Source organism: Micromonospora sp. WMMD961 (assembly GCF_029626145.1).
Lineage (GTDB): Bacteria > Actinomycetota > Actinomycetes > Mycobacteriales > Micromonosporaceae > Micromonospora.
The window spans coordinates 2,378,640-2,398,402 of the sequence record NZ_JARUBJ010000002.1 but is presented as its reverse complement, the minus strand read 5'-3'; the positions used below and the strand labels follow the sequence as shown (position 1 = coordinate 2,398,402).

At 69.9% G+C, this 19,763-nt stretch carries 18 protein-coding genes; 7 read left to right on the top strand and 11 right to left on the bottom strand.

Features of this window, described 5'->3' with window-relative positions; genetic code table 11:
• Positions 1 to 32 precede the first annotated feature (32 nt).
• From mmsB to O7614_RS11325, 6 genes are all read right to left on the bottom strand, one after another.
• Entirely contained in the window at positions 33 to 1,331 is a 1,299-nt protein-coding gene (gene mmsB, locus O7614_RS11350; RefSeq protein ID WP_278138422.1) for a multiple monosaccharide ABC transporter permease, read from the bottom strand.
• Positions 1,328 to 2,875, bottom strand: coding sequence for a multiple monosaccharide ABC transporter ATP-binding protein (gene mmsA / locus O7614_RS11345; RefSeq protein WP_278138421.1), 1,548 nt, complete (start codon positions 2,873 to 2,875; stop codon positions 1,328 to 1,330). Before mmsA ends, mmsB begins: the two co-directional genes overlap by 4 nt.
• Positions 2,876 to 2,926: 51 nt before the next feature.
• Entirely contained in the window at positions 2,927 to 3,208 is a 282-nt protein-coding gene (locus O7614_RS11340) for a hypothetical protein (protein WP_278138420.1), read from the bottom strand.
• A 263-nt stretch (positions 3,209 to 3,471) separates the two neighbouring features.
• Complete coding sequence (locus O7614_RS11335; RefSeq protein ID WP_278138419.1) at positions 3,472 to 4,650, bottom strand: alcohol dehydrogenase catalytic domain-containing protein; 1,179 nt, start codon at positions 4,648 to 4,650, stop codon at positions 3,472 to 3,474.
• A gap of 181 nt (positions 4,651 to 4,831) precedes the next feature.
• On the bottom strand, positions 4,832 to 5,071 hold the full coding sequence (locus O7614_RS11330; protein ID WP_278138418.1) for a 4-oxalocrotonate tautomerase family protein: 240 nt from the start codon (positions 5,069 to 5,071) through the stop codon (positions 4,832 to 4,834).
• A 29-nt stretch (positions 5,072 to 5,100) separates the two neighbouring features.
• Entirely contained in the window at positions 5,101 to 5,817 is a 717-nt protein-coding gene (locus O7614_RS11325) for an SDR family oxidoreductase (RefSeq protein WP_278138417.1), read from the bottom strand.
• 116 nt (positions 5,818 to 5,933) lie between these two features.
• Here O7614_RS11325 and O7614_RS11320 point away from each other — a divergent pair, with 116 nt between their 5' ends.
• Positions 5,934 to 6,554, top strand: a complete 621-nt coding sequence (locus O7614_RS11320) for a TetR/AcrR family transcriptional regulator (protein WP_278138416.1) — start codon at positions 5,934 to 5,936, stop codon at positions 6,552 to 6,554.
• 142 nt (positions 6,555 to 6,696) lie between these two features.
• On the opposite strand, the gene O7614_RS11315 is transcribed toward O7614_RS11320, so the two are convergent.
• Positions 6,697 to 7,095, bottom strand: a complete 399-nt coding sequence (locus O7614_RS11315) for a hypothetical protein (protein WP_278138415.1) — start codon at positions 7,093 to 7,095, stop codon at positions 6,697 to 6,699.
• Between the two features lie 368 nt (positions 7,096 to 7,463).
• Between O7614_RS11315 and O7614_RS11310 the strand changes: the two genes are divergently transcribed.
• From O7614_RS11310 to O7614_RS11295, 4 genes are all read left to right on the top strand, one after another.
• On the top strand, positions 7,464 to 8,720 hold the full coding sequence (locus O7614_RS11310) for a family 16 glycosylhydrolase (protein ID WP_278138414.1): 1,257 nt from the start codon (positions 7,464 to 7,466) through the stop codon (positions 8,718 to 8,720).
• 167 nt (positions 8,721 to 8,887) lie between these two features.
• Positions 8,888 to 9,910 (top strand): DUF4331 family protein, encoded by a 1,023-nt coding sequence (locus O7614_RS11305; RefSeq protein ID WP_278138413.1) that lies wholly within the window; start codon positions 8,888 to 8,890, stop codon positions 9,908 to 9,910.
• A gap of 272 nt (positions 9,911 to 10,182) precedes the next feature.
• The gene (locus tag O7614_RS11300; protein WP_278138412.1) at positions 10,183 to 10,728 is read left to right on the top strand and encodes a hypothetical protein; all 546 of its coding nucleotides are present in this window, start codon (positions 10,183 to 10,185) and stop codon (positions 10,726 to 10,728) included.
• 40 nt (positions 10,729 to 10,768) lie between these two features.
• Positions 10,769 to 11,722, top strand: coding sequence for a hypothetical protein (locus O7614_RS11295; protein ID WP_278138411.1), 954 nt, complete (start codon positions 10,769 to 10,771; stop codon positions 11,720 to 11,722).
• 62 nt (positions 11,723 to 11,784) lie between these two features.
• Here O7614_RS11295 and O7614_RS11290 read toward each other — a convergent pair whose 3' ends face one another.
• The 4 genes from O7614_RS11290 to O7614_RS11275 form a co-directional block, all read right to left on the bottom strand.
• On the bottom strand, positions 11,785 to 12,237 hold the full coding sequence (locus O7614_RS11290; protein ID WP_278138410.1) for a pyridoxamine 5'-phosphate oxidase family protein: 453 nt from the start codon (positions 12,235 to 12,237) through the stop codon (positions 11,785 to 11,787).
• A gap of 123 nt (positions 12,238 to 12,360) precedes the next feature.
• Complete coding sequence (locus O7614_RS11285) at positions 12,361 to 15,369, bottom strand: fibronectin type III domain-containing protein (RefSeq protein WP_278138409.1); 3,009 nt, start codon at positions 15,367 to 15,369, stop codon at positions 12,361 to 12,363.
• A gap of 172 nt (positions 15,370 to 15,541) precedes the next feature.
• Positions 15,542 to 15,772 (bottom strand): DUF2188 domain-containing protein, encoded by a 231-nt coding sequence (locus O7614_RS11280; RefSeq protein WP_088990612.1) that lies wholly within the window; start codon positions 15,770 to 15,772, stop codon positions 15,542 to 15,544.
• A 72-nt stretch (positions 15,773 to 15,844) separates the two neighbouring features.
• Positions 15,845 to 16,504: a M23 family metallopeptidase gene (locus O7614_RS11275; protein WP_278142222.1), complete on the bottom strand. Its 660-nt coding sequence runs from the start codon at positions 16,502 to 16,504 to the stop codon at positions 15,845 to 15,847.
• A gap of 119 nt (positions 16,505 to 16,623) precedes the next feature.
• Between O7614_RS11275 and O7614_RS11270 the strand changes: the two genes are divergently transcribed.
• Positions 16,624 to 19,026: a PEP/pyruvate-binding domain-containing protein gene (locus tag O7614_RS11270; protein WP_278138408.1), complete on the top strand. Its 2,403-nt coding sequence runs from the start codon at positions 16,624 to 16,626 to the stop codon at positions 19,024 to 19,026.
• A gap of 28 nt (positions 19,027 to 19,054) precedes the next feature.
• On the top strand, positions 19,055 to 19,720 hold the full coding sequence (locus O7614_RS11265) for a hypothetical protein (protein ID WP_278138407.1): 666 nt from the start codon (positions 19,055 to 19,057) through the stop codon (positions 19,718 to 19,720).
• Positions 19,721 to 19,763 lie beyond the last annotated feature (43 nt).

Sequence of the window (19,763 nt, the reverse complement as noted above, 5' to 3'; positions counted from 1 at the left end):
TGAGGTGAGACGGGTGGTGAGGTCGGTGGCCGTCAGCCGGACACCGCTGCCTTGGCGGGCTCGCGCTCCGCGTCCGGCGGTGAGGCGGGTGGGGCGGAGTCCTCGCGACGGAACGGTCGCATCAGGCTCCCGATGACGGAGAAGCGCCCCTGGCTCTTGTTGTAGACGTCGATCGCGACGGCCAGCAGCAGGACCAGCCCCTTGATGATCTGGACGCGGTCGGTGCCGACACCCATCAACTGCAGGCCGTTGTTGAGCACGGCCATGACGAGACCACCGACGATCGAGCCGCTGATGGTGCCGATACCGCCGGAGACGGCCGCGCCACCGATGAAGACCGCGGCGATGGCGTCCAACTCCCAGCCGTTGCCGTCCTGTGGACCGGAGGCCGCCGAGCGGGCCACGAAGATCATGCCGGCCAGGGCGGCCAGGACGGACATGTTCATCATGACGAAGAAGTTGACCCGCTTGAGCTTCACGCCGGACAGCTCGGCTGCCCGGGAGTTGCCGCCCACCGCGTAGATGTGCCGGCCACCGGCCGTGTTGCGGGTGTAGAAGGAGTACGCGATCACGAGGACCAGCAGGATGATGCCGGAGATCGGGAAGCTGGTGCCGACCCGACCGCTGGCGAAGCGCAGCGACGCGAAGGCGATAACCCCGACCATGATGGCCATCCGCAGGATCGAGATCCACATCGGGGCCGGGTCGGCGTCCATCTCCCGGCGGGTCTTGCGGGCCTGGAGCTCCCGCCACACCACCGCCACCGCGGCGGCCAGGCCGAGCAGCAGCGTCGCGTTGTTGTAGCCGGTGTTCGGCCCGAATTCGGGCAGGAAGCCCGCGCCGATCTGCCGGAAGCCCTCGGGCACCGGGATGGTGCTGGCGTTACCGATGAACTGGTTGCCGCCGCGGAAGAGCAGCATGCCGGCCAGGGTGACGATGAACGCCGGCACCCCCACATAGGCCACCCAGAAGCCCTGCCAGGCGCCGATGATCGCGCCGATCACGAGGCCGAACAGGATGGCGGCGGGCCAGGGCAGCGACCACTCGGCCATCGACTTGGCCACCAGGATGCCCGCGAAGGCGGCGATCGAGCCGACCGAGAGGTCGATGTGCCCGGCGACGATCACCATGAGCATGCCGATGGCCAGAATCAGAATGTACGAGTTCTGCTGGAACAGCGCGATCAGGTTGTTCGACTGCAGGGTCAGGCCATCGGTCAGGATCTGGAACAGGACGACGATCGCCACCAGGGTGAAGATCATCCCGAACTGGCGGGCGTTGGAGCTGCTGCCGCCGAACAGGTTCTTCTGAAGGTCCTTGATACGGCTCATCGGGTAGCCAACTTCTTGGTCGAGGTCATCTGCTTCATGAGGGTCTCCGGGTTCGCGTCCGCCCGGGCGATCTCGCCCGTGATGGCGCCTTCGAACACGGTGTAGATGCGGTCGCAGAGCCCGATCAGCTCAGGCAGCTCCGAGGAGATGACGATGACGCCCTTCCCCTGGTCGGCGAGCCGCTGGATGATGCCGTAGATCTCGTACTTGGCGCCCACGTCGATGCCGCGGGTCGGCTCGTCGAGGATCAGCAGGTCCGGGTCGGTGAACATCCACTTCGCCAGGACGACCTTCTGCTGGTTGCCGCCGGAGAGCTTGGAGACGCTCTCGTCGACCGTCGGGGCCTTGGTCCGCAACTCCTTGCGGTACGCCTCGGCCGCCTGGTACTCCTCGACCTCGCTCAGCACACCGTGGTGCGAGATCTTGGACAGCTTGGCCGCCACCGTCGACGACTTGATGTCGTCGAGCAGGTTGAGGCCGATCGCCTTGCGGTCCTCGCTGACGTACGCGAGCCCGTTGTCGATGGCGTCCGCCACCGACTTCAGCACGATCTCCTTGCCGTCCTTGATGATGGTGCCCGACTCGTACACCCCGTAGGAGCGGCCGAACACACTCATCGCGAGTTCGGTGCGGCCGGCGCCCATCAGTCCGGCGAAGCCGACGATCTCGCCGCGGCGCACCACGAAGCTCTCGTTCTTGCAGACCTGTCGCTCAGCGGAGATCGGGTGCCGGACGTTCCAGTTGCGGACCTCGAAGAAGACGTCGCCGATCTTCGGGGTGTGGTCCGGGAACCGACTGCTCAGCTCGCGGCCGACCATGCCCCGCACGATCCGGTCCTCGTCGACCCCGTCCGCCTTGACGTCGAGGGTCTCCACGGTCCGGCCGTCGCGCAGGATGGTGATCTGGTCGGCGATCGCCTCGATCTCGTTCAGCTTGTGCGAGATCATGATCGAGGTGATGCCGCGGGAGCGGAACCCGCGCAGCAGGTCCAGCAGGTGCCGGGAGTCGGCCTCGTTGAGAGCCGCGGTGGGCTCGTCGAGGATGAGCAGCTTCACGTCCTTGGCGAACGCCTTGGCGATCTCCACGAGCTGCTGCTTGCCGACCCCGATGTCCTTGATCAGGGTGTCCGGGTCCTCTTCCAGACCGACCCGGGCCATCAGGTCCAGCGCCATCCGGTTCGCGGCCTTCCAGTCGATCGCGCCCCGCTTGCGCGGTTCGTTGCCGAGGAAGATGTTCTCGGCGATCGACATCCCTGGAATGAGCGCGAGCTCCTGGTGGATGATCACGATGCCGGCGTTCTCGCTGGCCCGGATGTCGGAGAACTTGCTCTCCGACCCCTGGTAGACGATCTTGCCGTCGTAGCTGCCGTGTGGGTAGACCCCGCTGAGCACCTTCATCAACGTGGACTTGCCCGCACCGTTCTCGCCGCAGATGGCATGGATCTCGCCGGCGCGCACCACCAGGTTGACGTCGGAGAGGGCCTTGACTCCGGGGAACTCCTTGGTGATGGAGCGCATCTCAAGGAGGATCGGCACGTCGCTCATAGCTCGTACCACCTCGCCAACGTCATCGGTTGCCTCCGGAAGGTTGAACCTTCACTTGGTTTTGTTGTTGACGGCAACGTATTGCGGCCGGAGGGTCATCCGCAAGGCGAGAGACTGTTGAAAAGGTAACAATCCGGAAATATAGACGGGCCGCACTATTCGCCCGTCACAGCCGCCCCCGTAGCCACTCACGGCACCTTCGCCCGCCGATGGCAACGTTGTCAAATGCTGGTCCGGGCGTCCTGGCCGCCGAGCGGCCTTGACGAGCCCCGCCACCAGGGACGATTCGCGCCGGCCGAGCCAATGATGACGCAGCCGCGCGCTCGCCGCCATCGAAGGATCGTGGTCGTGCGGCGGCCCCGGCTCCGACTCCGGGTCACCGCCGCGCCCCTCGACGCGCGATGTGACGCACGCCTCTACCGAACAGCCGGATCGACGGCGATCGTCTCGACACGCCCGCCACCAGGAGAGAGAGCCGCGACTTAACGCCCGTCAGGGCGAATTTGGGACAGTGAGCCCCGCGCCCCCGCGGTCAGCTCAGGCTGTCGGCCGCGACCCGCGCGGTCAGGTTCGGCAGTCGGCGGCGACCCGCGCGGTCAGGTCGGGTGTAGCACCGCCTTGATCACTCCGTCCTCCCGGCGGTCGAAGCGGCGGTACAGCTCCGGCGCGTCGGCCAGAGTGCCGTGGTGGGTCACGACGACGCTGGGCCGGGCACGACCGGCGACGACCAGGTCGCGCAGCAGCACCGTGTAGCGGCGGTCGTGGGTGCGGCCGAACCGCACCGCGACACCCTTGCTGAAGAGCGTCCCCCACGGCGCGACGAGGTCTTCGTGGCTGTCCGCGCCGGGGCGGGGATGCAGGCCCCGGTCCGGGTACACGCCGGCGACCCCGATCGCGCCGACCGGGTTGACCAGCCGCGCCGCGTCGGCGATGACCTGACCCGGGCGCTCCCGCTCGGGGTGTTCCCGGTCGCGGGCCTGGAACCCGACCGCGTCGATCACCTTGTCCACTCCGCCCAGTTTCTCCTCGCCGAGCGGCAACCCGGCCCGGGCCCGGTCGACGCGGATCTGCTCGACCGGGTCACCTCGGCGGAAGTCGATCGGCACGGCGCCGATCTCGCCCGCCTTGTCGAGCCGGGCGTCGATCCCGTCGACGCAGTAGACGCTGCGGGCGCCTCTCAGCAGCGCCGAGTAGGCGCCCAACAGACCGATGGTGCCGGCCCCGAACACGGCCACGGTGTCCCCTGCCTCGACCGCGGCCAGGGTGGCGGCGGCGTGCCACCCGGTGACGAACGCGTCGGCGAGCAGCACGAAGTCGTCCTCGTACGCGTCTCCCGGCTCGCCGGGCACCGGTACGCAGTTCGCGTCGGCCCACGGCACCCGCAGCAGGTCTGCCTGGGCACCCCGGTACGGGCCCATTCCGGCGTAGCCGTAGGCCGCGCCCGGCGCCTCGGCTCGGGCCCGTAGGCAGGCCGCCGAGAATCCGCGCGCGCACATCACGCACGTTCCGCAGAACAGGTGCGTGGGGATCACCACCCGGCTGCCCGGCCGTACGGTCTGCACCGCGCCGCCCACCTCCTGCACCACGCCCAGCGGCTCGTGACCGAGCACCAGCCCGGGGTCCGCGCCGGTTCGTCCGTCGTACATGTGCAGGTCGGTGCCGCAGAGAGCGGTGGAGGTGATGCGCACCAGGGCGTCGGTCTCCGCCTCCAGCGTCGCGTCGGGCACCTCCCGCACGGCGACGGTTCGAACGTCGGCGTAGACGACGGCCCTCATCCCGGCCCTCCTGTTCGGTGACGGGTGACCCTTCCCCGCACCACGCCGTTCATGCCACCGAGGCGGCGGATCGTGATCAAGGGTGGCTGGCTCACCACCTCCGAACAGCCGGTGCGGTCCACCGACGACGCGGCCCGCCCTCGCCGATGGGCAGCTCTGCCGCACCGGCGAGGGGCCGGGGCTACTCGGACGCCTGGACGCCCTGCTGTTGCCGGAACTGGTCGACCGGGAGGCCGCCGCGGCCCCAGTTCTCGGTCGCGACCTCGTCGATCACTACGAAGGTCGAGGTCAACGGCTTGTTCAGGACGTCGCGCAGCAACTCGCTGACGCCCTTGATCAGCGCGGCCTTCTCCTCGGCGGTCGCCGCGGATGCGCCGGGCGTGCTGCCCTCGCGGGTGATCTGGATGGTGACGATCGGCATCGTCTGCCCCTTTCTGGGATCGTGTCGGGTCAGTGACCGGCGTTCTGACCGCCGTCGACGTGCAGGATCTCGCCGGTGACAAACGGGGCGGACTCGAGGTAGACGACGGCGTCGACCACGTCGCTGGTCTCGCCCATCCGGCCCACCGGGTGCAGGCCGGCGAGCGTCTCGTGCGTCTCGACCGGGTGCATCGGGGTCTTGATGACCCCGGGCGCGACGGCGTTGACCCGTACGCCGCGACCCGCGTACTCGATGGCCAGGGATTTGGTGGCCGAGCTGAGCCCGCCCTTGGTCAACGACGCGAGCACCGACGGCACGTTGGAGTTGGGCTGGTCGACGAAGCTGGTCGTGATGCTGACGATATGGCCGGCGCCGCTGGCCAGCAGGTGCGGCATCACGCGCCGGGTGAGGTGGAAGAACCCGGCGAGGTTGATCCCGGTCACCTGGTCGAAATCCTCGTCGGTGTAGTCGGTGAACGGTTTGGCGACGAAGACGCCCGCGTTGTTCACCAGGGTGTCGACACGCCCGAAGCGGTCGAGGGCGGCGTCCACCACGCGCTGCGCGGTGTCCACGTCGGCGATGTCTCCCCGGACGGTGACGACCTGCGGGTCGTCGGACGGGCCGATCGAGCGCGACGTCGCGACCACGCCGTATCCGAGCTTGCGGTAGGCGTCGACGAGGCCCGCGCCGATGCCCTGGGACGCACCGGTGACCACGACGACCTTCTGTACCTGACTGGTGCTCATGAAAGCCCTTCCTGACTGGCCGAAGCCCTGGGGGCCGGACCTGGAGGCCCGGCCGGACGACCAACTAGGCGACTGGTCTACTAAAAACTAACCGACCGGTCGTGTATCGTCAAAGCATGGGACGGACCAGTGACGCGCGGAACAAGATCCTCGACGCTGCCGCCACGCTGATCGAGCAGCGCGGCTACTCGGCGCTGGGCGTGGCCGAGATCTGTGCAACGGCCGGCGTACCGAAGGGCAGCTTCTACTACTTCTTCGAGTCCAAGCAGGCCCTCGCCCGCGCCGTCATCGACGAGCACTGGGTCACCCAACGGCGCCAGTGGGAGCAACTGCTCGGCACCGAACACGATCCACTACGGCGGCTACGGGACCTGTTCGTGGCGACCGAGGAGATCCAGCGCGTCGGCCAACAGAAGTCCGGCGTGGTCGCCGGCTGCCTGTTCGGCAACCTCGCCCTCGAACTCAGCAACCAGACCGAGGAGATCCGCAGCCGGCTCCAGGAGATCTTCGAGGAGCAGATCACCCTCATCGAGCAGGTCGTCGTGGAGGCGAAGGATCGCGGCCTGGCCGGCCCGTCGGTCGACGTCCGGGAGGCCGCCCGGTCCATCGTGGCCCAGATCGAAGGGCGGGTCCTGCTCGCGAAGTTGCTCAACGATCCGACCCAGCTGGAGATGCTGTGGCGCAACTGCCTGGATCTCCTCCAGGTGCCGGTGGAGGCACGGACCACGATCGACTGACTGGGCGACCAGCGCCGACCGTCCAGGCTGCCAGCGGTGCCGGAAGACCACCCTGCTGGAGCTGCTCAGCCGCGTACGGCGACCGACGTCGGGGTGGAGTCACCTCTGCCACCCCGACTGCGGTGCTGAGGACAGCGCGGGTTCAGCTGACCTGGGCCACCGGGGCAGCGCGCTGCGTGATCTCCTCCATGAACGGGAACCGGGCGGTGAGCTCGGCGAACGGCAGCCCGGCCCGCCAGGCCGCAGCCACCTGGGCGACCTGCAACAGGTCCATGACGTCGCCGCGGGCGAGGACCTCGCCGGAGATCCGCAGGTCGATCATGAAGTATCGGGCCTGCGAGCCCAGCTTGACGCAGACCACTCCCTGGTCGGAGTGCAGTTCGGCGCAGGTGAACCGGCTGCGCCCCTGCTCGGGGGCGGTCACCCGGCCGATGTCGAGCGCGTGGCGGGTGGCGGTCTCGATGAGCGCGGGGGCCAGCCCACCGTGCTCGACCAGGTCCGGGTAGAGGCGCACACCCAGCGCCGTCGAAGCGTCGCTCATGACTGACTCCCACTTCCTTGTGACAGAGACCAGCAGCGCGCAGGTTACGAGGAGGTTTCCGGCACGCCTCGCCATCCTGTCCCGGTTGGACGCCCCACGGCAATAGGAAAGGTCGATTCGACCGCCATCGAGTAACAGTCGACCTCGCCGAGCTCGATCGATGGGCCACCGCCGTCCACCTCGGAGGCATCGATCGACCTCGCGTCCTCGCCGCACTCCGACATCCCGCCGCCCACTGGGCGGCATCGGGCGGTAACGGACGGTCGTCGTATTGGAAACACTCTTGACAGAAAGGATTGGGCATCGACATGCTTCAGCATGGAGAGCGCTCTCCGCGTCTCCACCACCCCCACGCTGAGGAGCCTCCCGTGTTCACAGCCCGCCCCAGACTCCGCTTCCGCCCCCTCGTACTCGCGGCAGCCGCCCTGGTCGCGACCGCCACGGCACTCGTCGTCCCGCCGCACCCCGATCGGGCCGAAGCGGCCATCGGCCCGATCAGCTGGCAGGACGAGTTCAACTCGCCCGCCGGCACGCCCGTCGACCAGAACAAGTGGCGGTTCGACATCGGCGGCGGCGGTTGGGGCAACAACGAACGGCAGTACTACACGAGCAGCACCAGCAACGCCGTCCACGACGGCCAGGGCAACCTGGTCATCACCGCCCGCCGGGACAACCCGGCCAACTACCAGTGCCACTACGGGCGCTGCGAGTACACGTCGGCCCGACTGCTGTCGGCGGCCACCTTCACCCAGACGTACGGACGGTTCGAGGCCCGGATCAAGATCCCGCGCGGTCAGGGCATCTGGCCGGCGTTCTGGATGCTCGGCACCGGCGGCGGGTGGCCCGACGCCGGCGAGATCGACATCATGGAGAACATCGGCCGGGAACCCAACACCGTCTACGGCACCGTGCACGGTCCCGGCTACTCCGGCGGCGGCGGCATCACCGGCAGCCGCACGCTGGGCAGCCCCCTCGCCGACGGCTTCCACACCTACCGGGTCGACTGGGAGCCGAACGTCATCACCTGGTATCTGGACGGGGTGCAGTACCACCGGGTCGACCCCGCGCGGCTCGGCGGCAACCGGTGGGTGTTCGACCACCCGTTCTTCATGATCCTCAACGTGGCGGTCGGCGGTAACTGGCCCGGCTACCCGGACGGTTCCACGCAGTTCCCGCAGCAGATGCTCGTCGACTACGTCCGGGTGTCCAGCTACACCTCCGGCGGAGGCGACCCCGCTCCCGGCACCAGCCGGATCCGGGGCGCGCAGAGCGGTCGCTGCATCGACATCCCCAGCGCCAACCCGGTCGAGGGCGCCAAGTTGCAGATCTGGGACTGCAACACCACCGCCGCGCAGGCCTGGACCTTCGCCTCCGACGGCACGGTCCGCGCGATGGGCAAGTGCATGGACCCGGCCTGGGCCGGCACCGCCAACGGCACCGAGGTGAACCTGGTCAGTTGCAACGGCAACACGGCCCAACGCTTCACCCTCAACGGGGCCGGCGACCTGGTCAACCTCAACGCGAACAAGTGCGTGGACGTGCGGGAGGCCAACCCCAACAACGGCGGCAAGCTGCACCTGTGGGACTGCCTCGGCGCAGCCAACCAGAAGTGGTCTCGCATCTGACGGCACCGGCACCACGTGGGCCGTTCGAGCACAGTCTCGGGCGGCCCATCGCCCTGCCCGGGCCGCTCCGCCACCCGGGTGACTGCGCGGCCAACCGTCGCCGCAGTCAGTCTTGTGCCCGCTACGTTCGGACAAACCAGATGTCCGGCCGTTCCGGGAGTGAGTTCATGTCGCACCACCTCGACACCCCGCTCGCCGCCCAGGGCGGCCAGCTGTACATCGACGACCTCTACGTCTTCAACGGCGACCGCGCCACGGTGTTCGTCATGGACGTCAACAGCTCGGTGACCAGGGCTGACATCAAGCGGGGTTTCCACGCCGAGGGCCGCTACGAATTCAAGATCCACATCAACGGCACGGAGCTGGAGGACCTGACCTACCGGTTCGCTTTTGGTGAGCTCGACGGCGACGGCAAGCAGGCCTTCCAACTGTACGAACTGACCGGATCGGACGCCCGCGACGACGCCGCGATGGGCACTCCCATCGCCGAGGGGCGGACCGGCGAGGTGTCGACCGGTGGCAACGTCCGGATCTGGGCCGGGCGGATCACCGACCCGTTCTACGTCGACCTCGACCAACTCGCCACCATCAACGGCGCGGTCAAGGACGGGTCGAGGGTGAACCACTCGGCGTGGCGCGTCGACCAGGCCAAGAACAGCTTCGCCGGCACGACCGTCGAGTCGATCGTCCTCGAGGTGTCCCACGACGAGCCACTGCTGCGCGACGGCACCGAGATCGGCGTGTGGTGTCGGACCCTCCTGGCCACCGACGCCGGGGGGTGGCGCCAGATCAACCGCGCCGGCCACCCCATGATGTGGCCGATCTTCTGGCCGCACGACACCGACTTCTCGGACCCCGCCAACGTCCGCCACCCCAGTCGCGACCTCGCCGAGGACGGCGAGGAGATCGCCAATGCGGTCGCGGGTGTCGTCGCGGCGAACGGCACCGCACCCGACCCGCAGGCGTACGGCTGGAGCGTCGCCCGGCAGCTCTATCCCGACCTCCTGACGTACCGGGTCGGCACGGCCGCGAACTACGGTTTCGCGATCCGCAACGGGCGTGCCATGGCCGACAACGCGCCCGAGGTGATGTTCTCCCTGGTCCTCAACACCGGCACCACCTCGGGCCTCACCCCGGAGGTCACCAAGACCGCCCGTACGAGCACCTTCCCCTACGTCGTGCCGGCCTGACGGTCCGCCGCACCGTACCGCCCGTCGCCGTCCACTGCCGGGCTGACCACTGTCACGCGCCCGGGCGGCGACACGCCGGTGCGTCGCGCACCTCGGACGCCTGGCCCCATCCGCACCCGTGCGCGGAGACCCCGCAAGCCGGCTTGTCCACTCGCCCGGACGATGACCGCCAAGCCACCGGGTGACCTCTGAGAAGTTCGCCCCTTAATGCGTGTTCTGCGTAGTTAGTCTTCAATAGAGCCGTATGGGCGATTTGAGGATTAGGAGATTCGATGCGCAGGAAACTTCTCGCGGGCTTGGCCGGTGTCGCCGCCGTCGTCGCGCTCGCCGGACCGGCCGCCGCGGACACGACCGGCGACACGATCGTGACCCTGACCGTCGACGCCGCCGGTGGTCTGTCCATCACCGTGCCGGCCACGGCGAACATCGGGCACGGTGTCGAGGGCTCGACCATCTCCGGGCAACTCGGCCCGGTCACGGTACTCGACCAGCGCGGGTCGCTCACCCCCAACTGGACCGCCAGCGTCATCTCCACAGACTTCACCACCGGCGGCGGCAGCTCGGGAGAGACGATCCCCAACATCAACGTCCTCTACTGGTCCGGTCCCCCGACGGCGACCGCCGGCGGCGGCACCTTCACGCCCGGCCAGCCGACCGCGGCCCAACAGGTGATCATCAACGTGCCCCAGACGGCGATGACCCACACCGGCGGCACCGGCAACAACTTCGCCACCTGGAACCCGACCCTGGTGGTGAACGTGCCCGTCGGCACCGTCCAGGGTGTCTACACCGGGACGGTGACACATTCGGTGGTCTGAGCCGCTCGGCCGGCTGGCGCTGCTGGCCTCGGTCGCCGTCGTGGCGCTCGGGGTTTCGGCGGCGCCGGCCGTCGCCGTGCGGGAGCAACGACAGGAACCCGCCGAGGAAGCTGCGATCAGCATCCGCATGCTGGACATCCCCGCGAGCCGGGTGCAGGACCCCCGTGCCCAGGTCTACATCGTCGACCACCTCAACCCCGGCACGACGATCAACCGCCGGGTCGAGGTGCGGAACACCTCCGGCGAGCCACAGAAGATCGAGTTCTACTCCGGCGCGGCGTCGGTGGAGCACAACTCCTTCACCGTGCCCGAAGGACGCACCGGCAACGAACTCAGCGGATGGATCCGGTTGACCACCGCCACGATGGAGCTGGACCCGGGCGAGCGACGGCCGGTCGCGGTCGAGATCGCCGTGCCGAAGAAGGCGTCCAAGGGCGAGCGGTACGCGGCGATCTGGGCGCAGGTCACCAGCCCGAAGGAACGCACCGGCAATGTCACCCAGATCCACCGGGTGGGCATCCGCGTCTACCTGGACGTCGGTCCGGGGGGTGAGCCACCGACGGACTTCCGCATCGACGGGCTGGCCGCGGAGCCCGCAACAGGCGAGTTTCCGGTGGTCACCGCGCAGGTCACCAACACCGGCCAACGCGCGCTGGACATGACCGGCACCCTGTCGCTGAGCAAGGCCGCGGTCCGGGCCGGCCCGTTCAAGGTGACCAACGGTGTGACGATCCTGCCCGGCCAGAGCGGCCAGGTCCGCATCGAGGTCAACCAGGCTCTGCCCGCGGGGACCTGGGACGTGGAGGCGAAACTCGCCAGCGGCATCGTGGAGCGCACCGCGACCGGGAAGATCAGCTTGCCCGTCGCGGCACCGATGACTGTCGCGACGTCGGCAGGGCCGAGGTGGTTGGTCTACACGGTCGGCGGGTTCGCCGCGCTGGTGCTGCTCACCCTCGGTGGCCGGCATCTCGTCCGTCGGCGCCGGCCGGCCTGAGCCCTCGGAGACCGCCCGGCCGTTCCGCTCGGAACGGCCGGGCGGTGACGCGTCGGCCACCCTCAGACCAGCCACCGACCGTCGCGCATCAACTCACGGCCGGCGATCTCGTTCTCCTCCCGCCACGCCTGTATCCGACGAGGTGTCACCCGGAAGTACGCATAGGGGGTCGGGCCGATCCGCGCATCCCAGAGTTTCGCGGCGAACGCGTCGGCCAGTTCGCCGGGCACGGTCTCGCTGGAGAACGTCTCCACGACGCCGTCGATGAGGACCACGTCCCGCGTCGAACCGACCGACATCCGCACCTGTCCGGAGGCCCGCAGGTTGCGCGCTGTCGGCCGAGACTCGGCCGTGGCCATGGTGAAGGCCGTACCGTCCCAGAGGAAGGACAGCGGCACCAGGTACGGGTTGCCGCTCCGGTCCGCCGAGGCGACCCACGCGTCCAGGTCGTGGTCGAAGCGGGCGAGCGTGTCCCGCTTCCGTTGCTGAGCGGTGCGCGGTGGTTCGGGTAGCACGTTCGAGTCCCCCTTCGAGGCGCTCGCGGATCTCCCGCCTGCCAGGCGCCTGATGAAGGATCGCTGTTGAAGCCCACTTCACCGCAAGCGGCGACGACGGACACCACCGGATTTCACGACGGCCTAGATGACCGAATGGGTCACGACCGCCACGTAGTCGCCGACCACCACCTCGGACGGGAGCGTCAGCAACAGGGTGGGGTTCCAGGTGGCGGAGTTCGGCCCGCCGCTCTGGCCGGACCACCCGGCGGCCGTACGCGGGGTGTTCAGCACCGCGCCGGGTTGCGGGACGAAGGTGCCGACCCCGGTGGCGGCGAGGGCCGCTCCGGAGGCGTACGTGATGTTGCTGTTGGGAATGGTCTCGCCGCCCGAGCCGGAACCCGTGGTGAAGCTGGTGCTGGAGACGACGCTGACCCAGTTCCCGGAGAACGGCCCTCGATCGTCGGTGACGGTCACCGGGCCGAGTTGGCCCGAGACGCCTGTCGTACCCGAGGCGACGGTGCCCAGTGTGGAGATCACCGGGACGCTGATGGAGAGCCCTCCGAGTGGGTTGATGACCAGCTCGACCCCTCGGGTGGCGGACTGGTTGAACGAGTCGGTCACCCGCACGGTGAACGGGAAGGTCCCGGACACGGTGGGCGTGCCGGAGAGTAGACCGGTGACCGGGTCGAGGGTCAGCCCGGCGGGCAGGCTCCCGGCGCTGACCGACCAGGCGAAGGGAGCCGTACCGCCGGTCACGGTGAACTGGTACTCGTACGGGTCGTACGCCTTGCCGGGCGGTGGTGGCGCGAAGGTCAGCGTCGGTGCCGGGTTGACGGTCACCGACGCGGAGGCGGCGGACTGCGGGCCGGTCCCGGCGGCGTTGGTCGCGGCCACCCGGAACGTGTAGGTGGCGCCGCCGGTGAGCCCGGTGACGGTCTGGGTCGTGGCGGTCCCGCTGAAGGTCTGCGGGGTCTGCGCCGCGCCGCCGAGGTAGGGCGTCACGGTGTACCCGGTGATCGCCGAGCCGCCGTTGGCCGGGGCGGTCCAGCTCAACCTGGCGGCGGTGGTCCCCGCGCTGACCGACGTGATCGTCGGTGCCGCCGGCAGGCTGTACGGGACCACCGCCGCCGAGGCCGGGCTGGCCGCCCCGGTGCCGTACGCGTTCACCGCCGCCACCCGGAAGGCGTACGACGAGCCGGCGGTCAGTGCGGTCAGGGTGCGGCTGGTGGTGGAGGCGTCGAAGGTGAGCGTGGGCTGGGTGACGCCGTCCCGGATCGGGGTGATCAGGTACCCGGTGATCGGGCTGCCGTTGCTGGCCGGGGCGGTCCAGTTCACGGTCGCGCTGGTGACGCCCGCGACGGCGGTGGGTGTGGCTGGGGTACCCGGGGCGGACGCGTAGACGTAGTTCGCCGCTCCGGCGGAACCTCGGGTGACGACGCTGACCGTGACCGTCGCCGGGCTGGACCGGGCGGGCATGACGGAGATGCCGAGCGTGCCGTCGGGGTTCACGGTGAAGCAGCCGGCGGCCGGGCCGGAGGTGCACGGCAACAGCAGCACCGCCGTGCCGGCCTGCTGCTCGGCGGCCGTACCGATGGTGATCGCTGTCGCGCCGGTGAGATTGCTGCCGCCGACGGTGACCGGGAGGCCACCGGAGACCGAACTCTGGGCCGGGGTGACGGTGACGCCGGTCGGTGCGGTCGCCGGGGCGACCGGCGTGGTGCCGGTGGCGAGCCCGGGGTTCGCGTCGACCGACGACGAGGTCGCCACGGTCGCGGTCTGGATCTGCGCCGGGGTCACGCCGGTGCCGGTGACGGTCGCGACGACGGTGATGGGCGGCAGGAAGGTGCCGCCGGCGAACGGGCCGTTGCTGTTGGTGCAGGTGATGGTCTGCCCGGATGGCGCGGCGCAGACCCAGCCGGAGCCGAACGCGCCGCGCGGTACGACACCGGCGGGGACGGTCTGGGTGACCGAGATCGGTGCCGTCTCGGTGGCCCCGGCGTCGACCCCCGCGGTGATCGAGTAGGTGACCGGATCGCCGGGTTGCGGGGTGGCCCCGACGGCACTGGTCTGCGAGACGTTCAGGTCCGGCACCTGGTTGAAGCTGACCGCCCGGGCCTCGTCGACCTCGTGGAAGTCGGTGACCGAGCCGGTGGAGCCCACCCAGCCGAAGGCGAGTTGCCGGGGGTAGCCGCTGGCGTTCAGCCAGGTCGGCGACGGATACAGATTGGGTGACACGACCGGGAGCATGCCCTGCAGAAGTCGTGCCTGCCCTCCGACCGGGGTGAACCTGACCCGGTACTGGCCGGCGGGAGTGGTGATACCGGAGTCGGTGGTGTATGGCGACGAGGTGGTGTTGATGACGACCTCGACCGGCACCACTGACGCGGCCCGGGTGCTGGCCCGCAACGGCAGGGCGGGAGCCGAGGTGCTTCCGGCGGTGCTGTTCAGCGCGCAGTAGCCGACGCCGTTTCGGCCCGGCCCACGGACCACGACCTGGCCGGGCACGCGCCCGTTCGTGGTGGAGATGTACGGCGGGTTCGTGCAGCCGGTGCCCTGGTACGTGCTGTTGCTGAAGTTGCCGAAGACGTCCAGGCCGACACCGAGGTAGCCGTTCGAGAGCCCTGCCGACACGCCGTTGAACGCCGCCGAGTAGCCCAGCGAGCCGCCCGACGGGCCGAGGGTCGACGGGGACCTCGGGTCGGCGGGGTCCACCGCGGCCAGCGCGAAGGCGAGGCCGTCCGCACCCGGGTTGCTGCCGCCGTACTGGTAGGTGTTGAAGGTCAGGTGCAGGCCCTGCGAGGTGGGCACGCTCACCGCGCCGAACACCCCGCCCTGCCGGTTGATCGTCGCGGGGGTGAGCCGCAGCTTGCCCGCCCCCTGCGGATCGGTGGAGGTGGTGCAACTCAGCAGCGGGCCGGTGGTGGGGTTGCCAGCCGCGCTCAGGCAGGCGGCGTTGGTGGCGACGGTGCCGGGCACGGCGGGCACCGCCACCGCGCCGATGCCGTTCGCGGTGTTGTTGTGGAACGGCTGGTCGAACAGGACGGAGCCGGCCGCCGACGCCGGCAGTGGTCCGAACGCGAGCACCCCCGCGATCAAAACGACGAGCAGCACGCCGGCACTGGTCGGACGGTGCCGGCCCCACAACGACATGACCACTCCCAGGCTTCACTCCAGTACCGATTCGGACTATAACCCGCAAAACGACCATTTTCTCGCTACGCGGACAACGGCCGGAAGGCGACGACGCCTCCAGCAGAAACGGATCGACCCCCGTCGGCTCCTGCCGAGGGGGTCGATCCGAAGAAACGAGGGACGAGGGCGCTCAGCCCTCGATGTCCCGGGGGTCGCGGCTGCGCGGGTAGGTGTTCTTCTCCCCGATCGTGCCGTCCTGCTTCTTGACCACGTGTTCGACGCCCCGGTCGGCCGCCATCTCGCGGCCCTGGGCCTGCGCGTCGGCCTTCACGTCATGCGTGCTGCTGGCCCGCTCGTTGCCTTCCGGCTTGTTCTTCCACTGCCCGTCCTCGTGGTACGTGTCGACGTCACCCTTGGCCATGGCCAGCTCCTCCCTGCGTCCGAACTGTTCCCCGAATCAGTGCCCCGAGACGCGCCGGGCAAACCGCCGTCCTCACGAGACGGCCGGGCAGTTGTTGCTCACCCGCCGCAGGATCTGTTCACGGTCGTCGGTGGTGATCCCCGACGGCGTGCCGTCGAAGTGGGTCTCGACCTTCTCCCAGCCGCGCCGCTGCTCGTAGTGCAGGTGCGGCGCACCGGAGTTGCCGGTGCTGCCGAGTTTCCCGATCTGTTCGCCCTGGGCGACCTTCTGACCCACCTCGACCAGCGGTGGTTCGAGCAGGTGCAGGTACTGCGTCTCCCACTTGCCGCCGTGGTCGATCTTCACCCAGTAACCGCCGCCGCGCCCGCGCGGACCCTCCGGGTTCTCCGGCGTACGACCACCGAGCGACCCGTTGATGCCCGCCACGGTGACCGTTCCGGCATAGGACGCGAGCACCGGACGCCCCCACGCCTCGCCCTCGACAGGGAAGAAGTCGACGTCGTAGTCGTCGTGGCCGGGATAGGTGCTGAGCTGCCAGGTCTCGCCACAGGCGACGGGCATCTGGAAGAGCGGGCGCGGACCCGCCGGTCGCAGCATCGGCACCACGACCAACGCGACGCCGAGGACGGCTGCCACCGCGACGAGCGCGAGCAGGACGAGGAGGATGCGGCTTCGCGGGCGGCGATGGGTGCGGGCTCTGGCGGGGCGGCCGGTCGTCACCGGCCCGAGCATGGCAGACGCCGGCAACGTCTCGGCGGCGGACCGGGCACCGAACGGGTGGCATTGCAGTCGCATCGCAACCCGGGTACCGTCAGATGCAATGCAGTCGTATTGCAACGAGAGTAGGGCCCATGCACGTGATCCCGTTGTCCGAGGCGACCACCGAACTGCTCGACCTGGTCGGCGGTAAGGCCGCCGGGCTGGGCGAGCTGATCCGGCGCGGCGAACGGGTCCCCGAAGGTTTCTGCGTCACCACCGAGGCACACCGGCTCGGCGTGATACCCACCGCCGAGATCGCCGCCGCGTACGAGCGGCTCGGGGCGGGCCCGGTCGCGGTGCGTTCCAGCGCCACCACGGAAGACCTGCCCGACGCGAGCTTCGCCGGGCAGCAGGACACCGTGCTCGACGTCGTCGGCACCCCCGAACTGATCGCCGCCATCGAAAAGTGCTGGGATTCGCTGCACAGCGACCGCGCGACCGCCTACCGCGACGCCCGGCAGATGGACCATCGGCAGGCGCGGATGGCCGTCGTCGTGCAACGCATGATCACACCCAAGGTGGCCGGGGTGCTGTTCACCGCGAACCCGCTGACCGGCCGGCGCGACGAGATGGCTGTCGACGCCGCGCCGGGTCTCGGCACGGCAGTGGTGGACGGCGCGGCGAGCGTGGACCACTACGTCCTCGACGGCGTGACCCGGGACGACACCGGGTGCCTGACGTCCGCGCACCTGGCCGACCTGCGAGCCACCGGCGAGCGGCTGCGGGCCCACTTCGGCCGCCCGCAGGACATCGAGTGGGCGATCGACGCGCACGACGTCCAGTGGCTCCTCCAGTCCCGTCCGATCACCAGCCTGTTTCCGCAACCGCCGGCCACCGACAAACCTCTCCCCCGGGTCTACCTGGAGTTCGGTCACGTCCAGGGCATGGTGCAACCGGTCACCCCGATGGGGATGTCGACCCTGCGGACACAGATCGCCGCCATGCTGGCCTCGCTGGGTGTGCGGGTCGAGATCGTCGACATCGGTGGCCGGCTCTACGGCGACCTGACCGACCTGGCTCGGGACCGGTCGTCCCGCAGGCGGCTGGTCAAGCTCATGGCGGTCGACTTCGGGCCGCGCGCCCAGGCGGTGATGCAGCACGTACTGGCCGACCCCCGCTTCGCCCCGACCAGCGGCGGCACCAGGAGCGGCGGGGCGTCGGGCGCCGGGTCGCTGCGGACGGCCCGGCGCGCGGTGGTGGGGATCGTGCGGGCCCTGGCCCGCCCGGACACCGCGCGGATTCGGATGTTCGAGGCGATCGAGCAGCTGAGAACACGATCGGCCGCCCCCGCCGACCTGCGGACCGCCGCCGATCGGCTGCGCTTCGTGCAGGCGCAGGACGCCGACGACAGCGCTGACGCGATCATGTGGCCGATCGTCGCGGGCATGCTCGCCGCCGCGCTACCGGCCGCGCTGCTCAAGGGTCTCGCCGGCCCGGACGAGATCCACACCGTGCTGGGCGGCATGCCGCACAACGTCACCATCGAGATGGACCTGGCACTGTGGCGGCTCGCCCAGCACGCGGGCGACCACCGGCAACTCCTCCTCGACACCCCGCCGGCCGATTTGGCCGCGCGCCACCTGCGCGGAACCCTGCCCGACATCGGCATGACCGCCTTCCTGGACGTCTACGGTCACCGGGGCGTCGCCGAGGTCGACCTCGGCGTACCGCGCTGGGAGGAAGACCCCACTCCGGTCTTCGCGGCGGTAGCGAACTACCTCCGGGTCACCGATGCACAGCAGGGCCCCGACCGACGCTTCCAACGGGCCGCCTCCGCAGCGCAGACAGCGCTGGAGGAGTTGACCCGGCGGGCCCGCCGCCGGCGGCCGGTGCGGGGCACCATCGCCGCCTTCCTGCTGCGCCGGGCACGGTCCCTGGCCGGCCTGCGCGAGGCCGGCAAGTTCGCCGGGCTCTACCCCCTGCGCGAGACGCGCCGTCAACTGCTGCTCATCGGGGCCGATCTGCACGACTCCGGGTTGCTGGACCAGCCCGACGACATCATGTTCCTGACCCTCGACGAGGTGCACACCGCCGTACACCAGGGGGTCGATCCGCGTGCGACCGTCGCGTCCCGGCGGGCCGCCCACCGCCGGGAGCTACGGCGCCGGACGGTGCCCGTGGCGCTGCTCTCCGACGGCACCGATGTCGAGGCGGTCCTGCCGGCTGCGCCCGCCGGCGACGGGACGCTGGCCGGCGTCGGCGCGTCGGCGGGCCGGGTGACCGGACCCGCCCGGGTCGTCCACGACCCGCGCACCGCCCACGTCGAGCCCGGTGACGTCCTGGTGGCCGCGACCACGGACCCCGGCTGGACCCCGCTGTTCCTCACCACCGCGGCGCTGGTCACCGAGACCGGCGCGATCATGGCGCACGGTCCGACGGTGGCCCGCGAGTACGGCATTCCCGCCGTCATCTGCGTCCCCCACGCCACCCGGACGATCTCCACGGGGCAGGTCGTCACAGTGGACGGCGGCGCCGGCACCGTCACGCTCCACTGACCGTCGACAGCTATCGAGAAGGACGACGATGAGCGACACGAAGGCCCCGACCAGGGCGCGGGTGGGCCAGCTGCTGCGCCGTGCGGCCAAGGCCGAGGCCGCGACGTGGCGCAGCCTGTACGTGTGGGCGCGACGCCGCCCACTGCCGCTGGGGCCCGGCGACGAACCGTTCGGCTACCTCGGCGTGGTCAAGCCGATCCTGGGCATCTTCATCGGCCTGTCGGTCGTGGAGATCCCGATCTTCGACGTGGTGGTCACCCATGTGGTGCCCTGGCGGCCCGCCCGCTGGATCGTGCTGGGCCTCGGCATCTGGGGTCTGCTCTGGATGATCGGCCTGTACGCCAGCATGACGATCCACCCGCACGTCGTGGGCGACCGTGGCCTGCGGGTGCGGCTCAGCTCGGGCATCGACATCTGGATCCCATGGAAGGACGTCGAGGCCCTGCGCAAGCGCTACCGCTCGCTGCCGTCGAGCAGGTCGGTGCAGGTCGAACAGGAGGGCGACCGGCGGGTGGTGTCCATCTCGGTCGGCAGCCAGACCAGCATCGACGTCCTGCTGCGTCGCCCGCTCACCTTCGACCTGCCGAAGACCGGGTCCATGCCGATGAACGAGCTGCGACTGTACGCCGACGACCCGGACGGCCTGCTGCGCAGCGCCCGGGGCACCCCGGCGAGCACCACCGCCAGCCGGTGACCGCCGCGCCGGCGGGGTGTCCGGGCCACCCACTCTGAGACGA

Coding starts and splice junctions, on each gene's coding strand:
- O7614_RS11330 (WP_278138418.1), bottom strand. CDS start 5,071: ATGCCGATCGTCACCATCCAGATCACCCGCGAGGGCAGCACGCCCGGC.
- O7614_RS11320 (WP_278138416.1), top strand. CDS start 5,934: ATGGGACGGACCAGTGACGCGCGGAACAAGATCCTCGACGCTGCCGCC.
- mmsA (WP_278138421.1), bottom strand. CDS start 2,875: ATGAGCGACGTGCCGATCCTCCTTGAGATGCGCTCCATCACCAAGGAG.
- O7614_RS11300 (WP_278138412.1), top strand. CDS start 10,183: ATGCGCAGGAAACTTCTCGCGGGCTTGGCCGGTGTCGCCGCCGTCGTC.
- O7614_RS11280 (WP_088990612.1), bottom strand. CDS start 15,772: ATGGCCAAGGGTGACGTCGACACGTACCACGAGGACGGGCAGTGGAAG.
- O7614_RS11315 (WP_278138415.1), bottom strand. CDS start 7,095: ATGAGCGACGCTTCGACGGCGCTGGGTGTGCGCCTCTACCCGGACCTG.
- O7614_RS11335 (WP_278138419.1), bottom strand. CDS start 4,650: ATGAGGGCCGTCGTCTACGCCGACGTTCGAACCGTCGCCGTGCGGGAG.
- O7614_RS11285 (WP_278138409.1), bottom strand. CDS start 15,369: ATGTCGTTGTGGGGCCGGCACCGTCCGACCAGTGCCGGCGTGCTGCTC.
- O7614_RS11325 (WP_278138417.1), bottom strand. CDS start 5,817: ATGAGCACCAGTCAGGTACAGAAGGTCGTCGTGGTCACCGGTGCGTCC.
- mmsB (WP_278138422.1), bottom strand. CDS start 1,331: ATGAGCCGTATCAAGGACCTTCAGAAGAACCTGTTCGGCGGCAGCAGC.
- O7614_RS11265 (WP_278138407.1), top strand. CDS start 19,055: ATGAGCGACACGAAGGCCCCGACCAGGGCGCGGGTGGGCCAGCTGCTG.
- O7614_RS11305 (WP_278138413.1), top strand. CDS start 8,888: ATGTCGCACCACCTCGACACCCCGCTCGCCGCCCAGGGCGGCCAGCTG.
- O7614_RS11275 (WP_278142222.1), bottom strand. CDS start 16,504: ATGCTCGGGCCGGTGACGACCGGCCGCCCCGCCAGAGCCCGCACCCAT.
- O7614_RS11270 (WP_278138408.1), top strand. CDS start 16,624: ATGCACGTGATCCCGTTGTCCGAGGCGACCACCGAACTGCTCGACCTG.
- O7614_RS11340 (WP_278138420.1), bottom strand. CDS start 3,208: ATGGCGGCGAGCGCGCGGCTGCGTCATCATTGGCTCGGCCGGCGCGAA.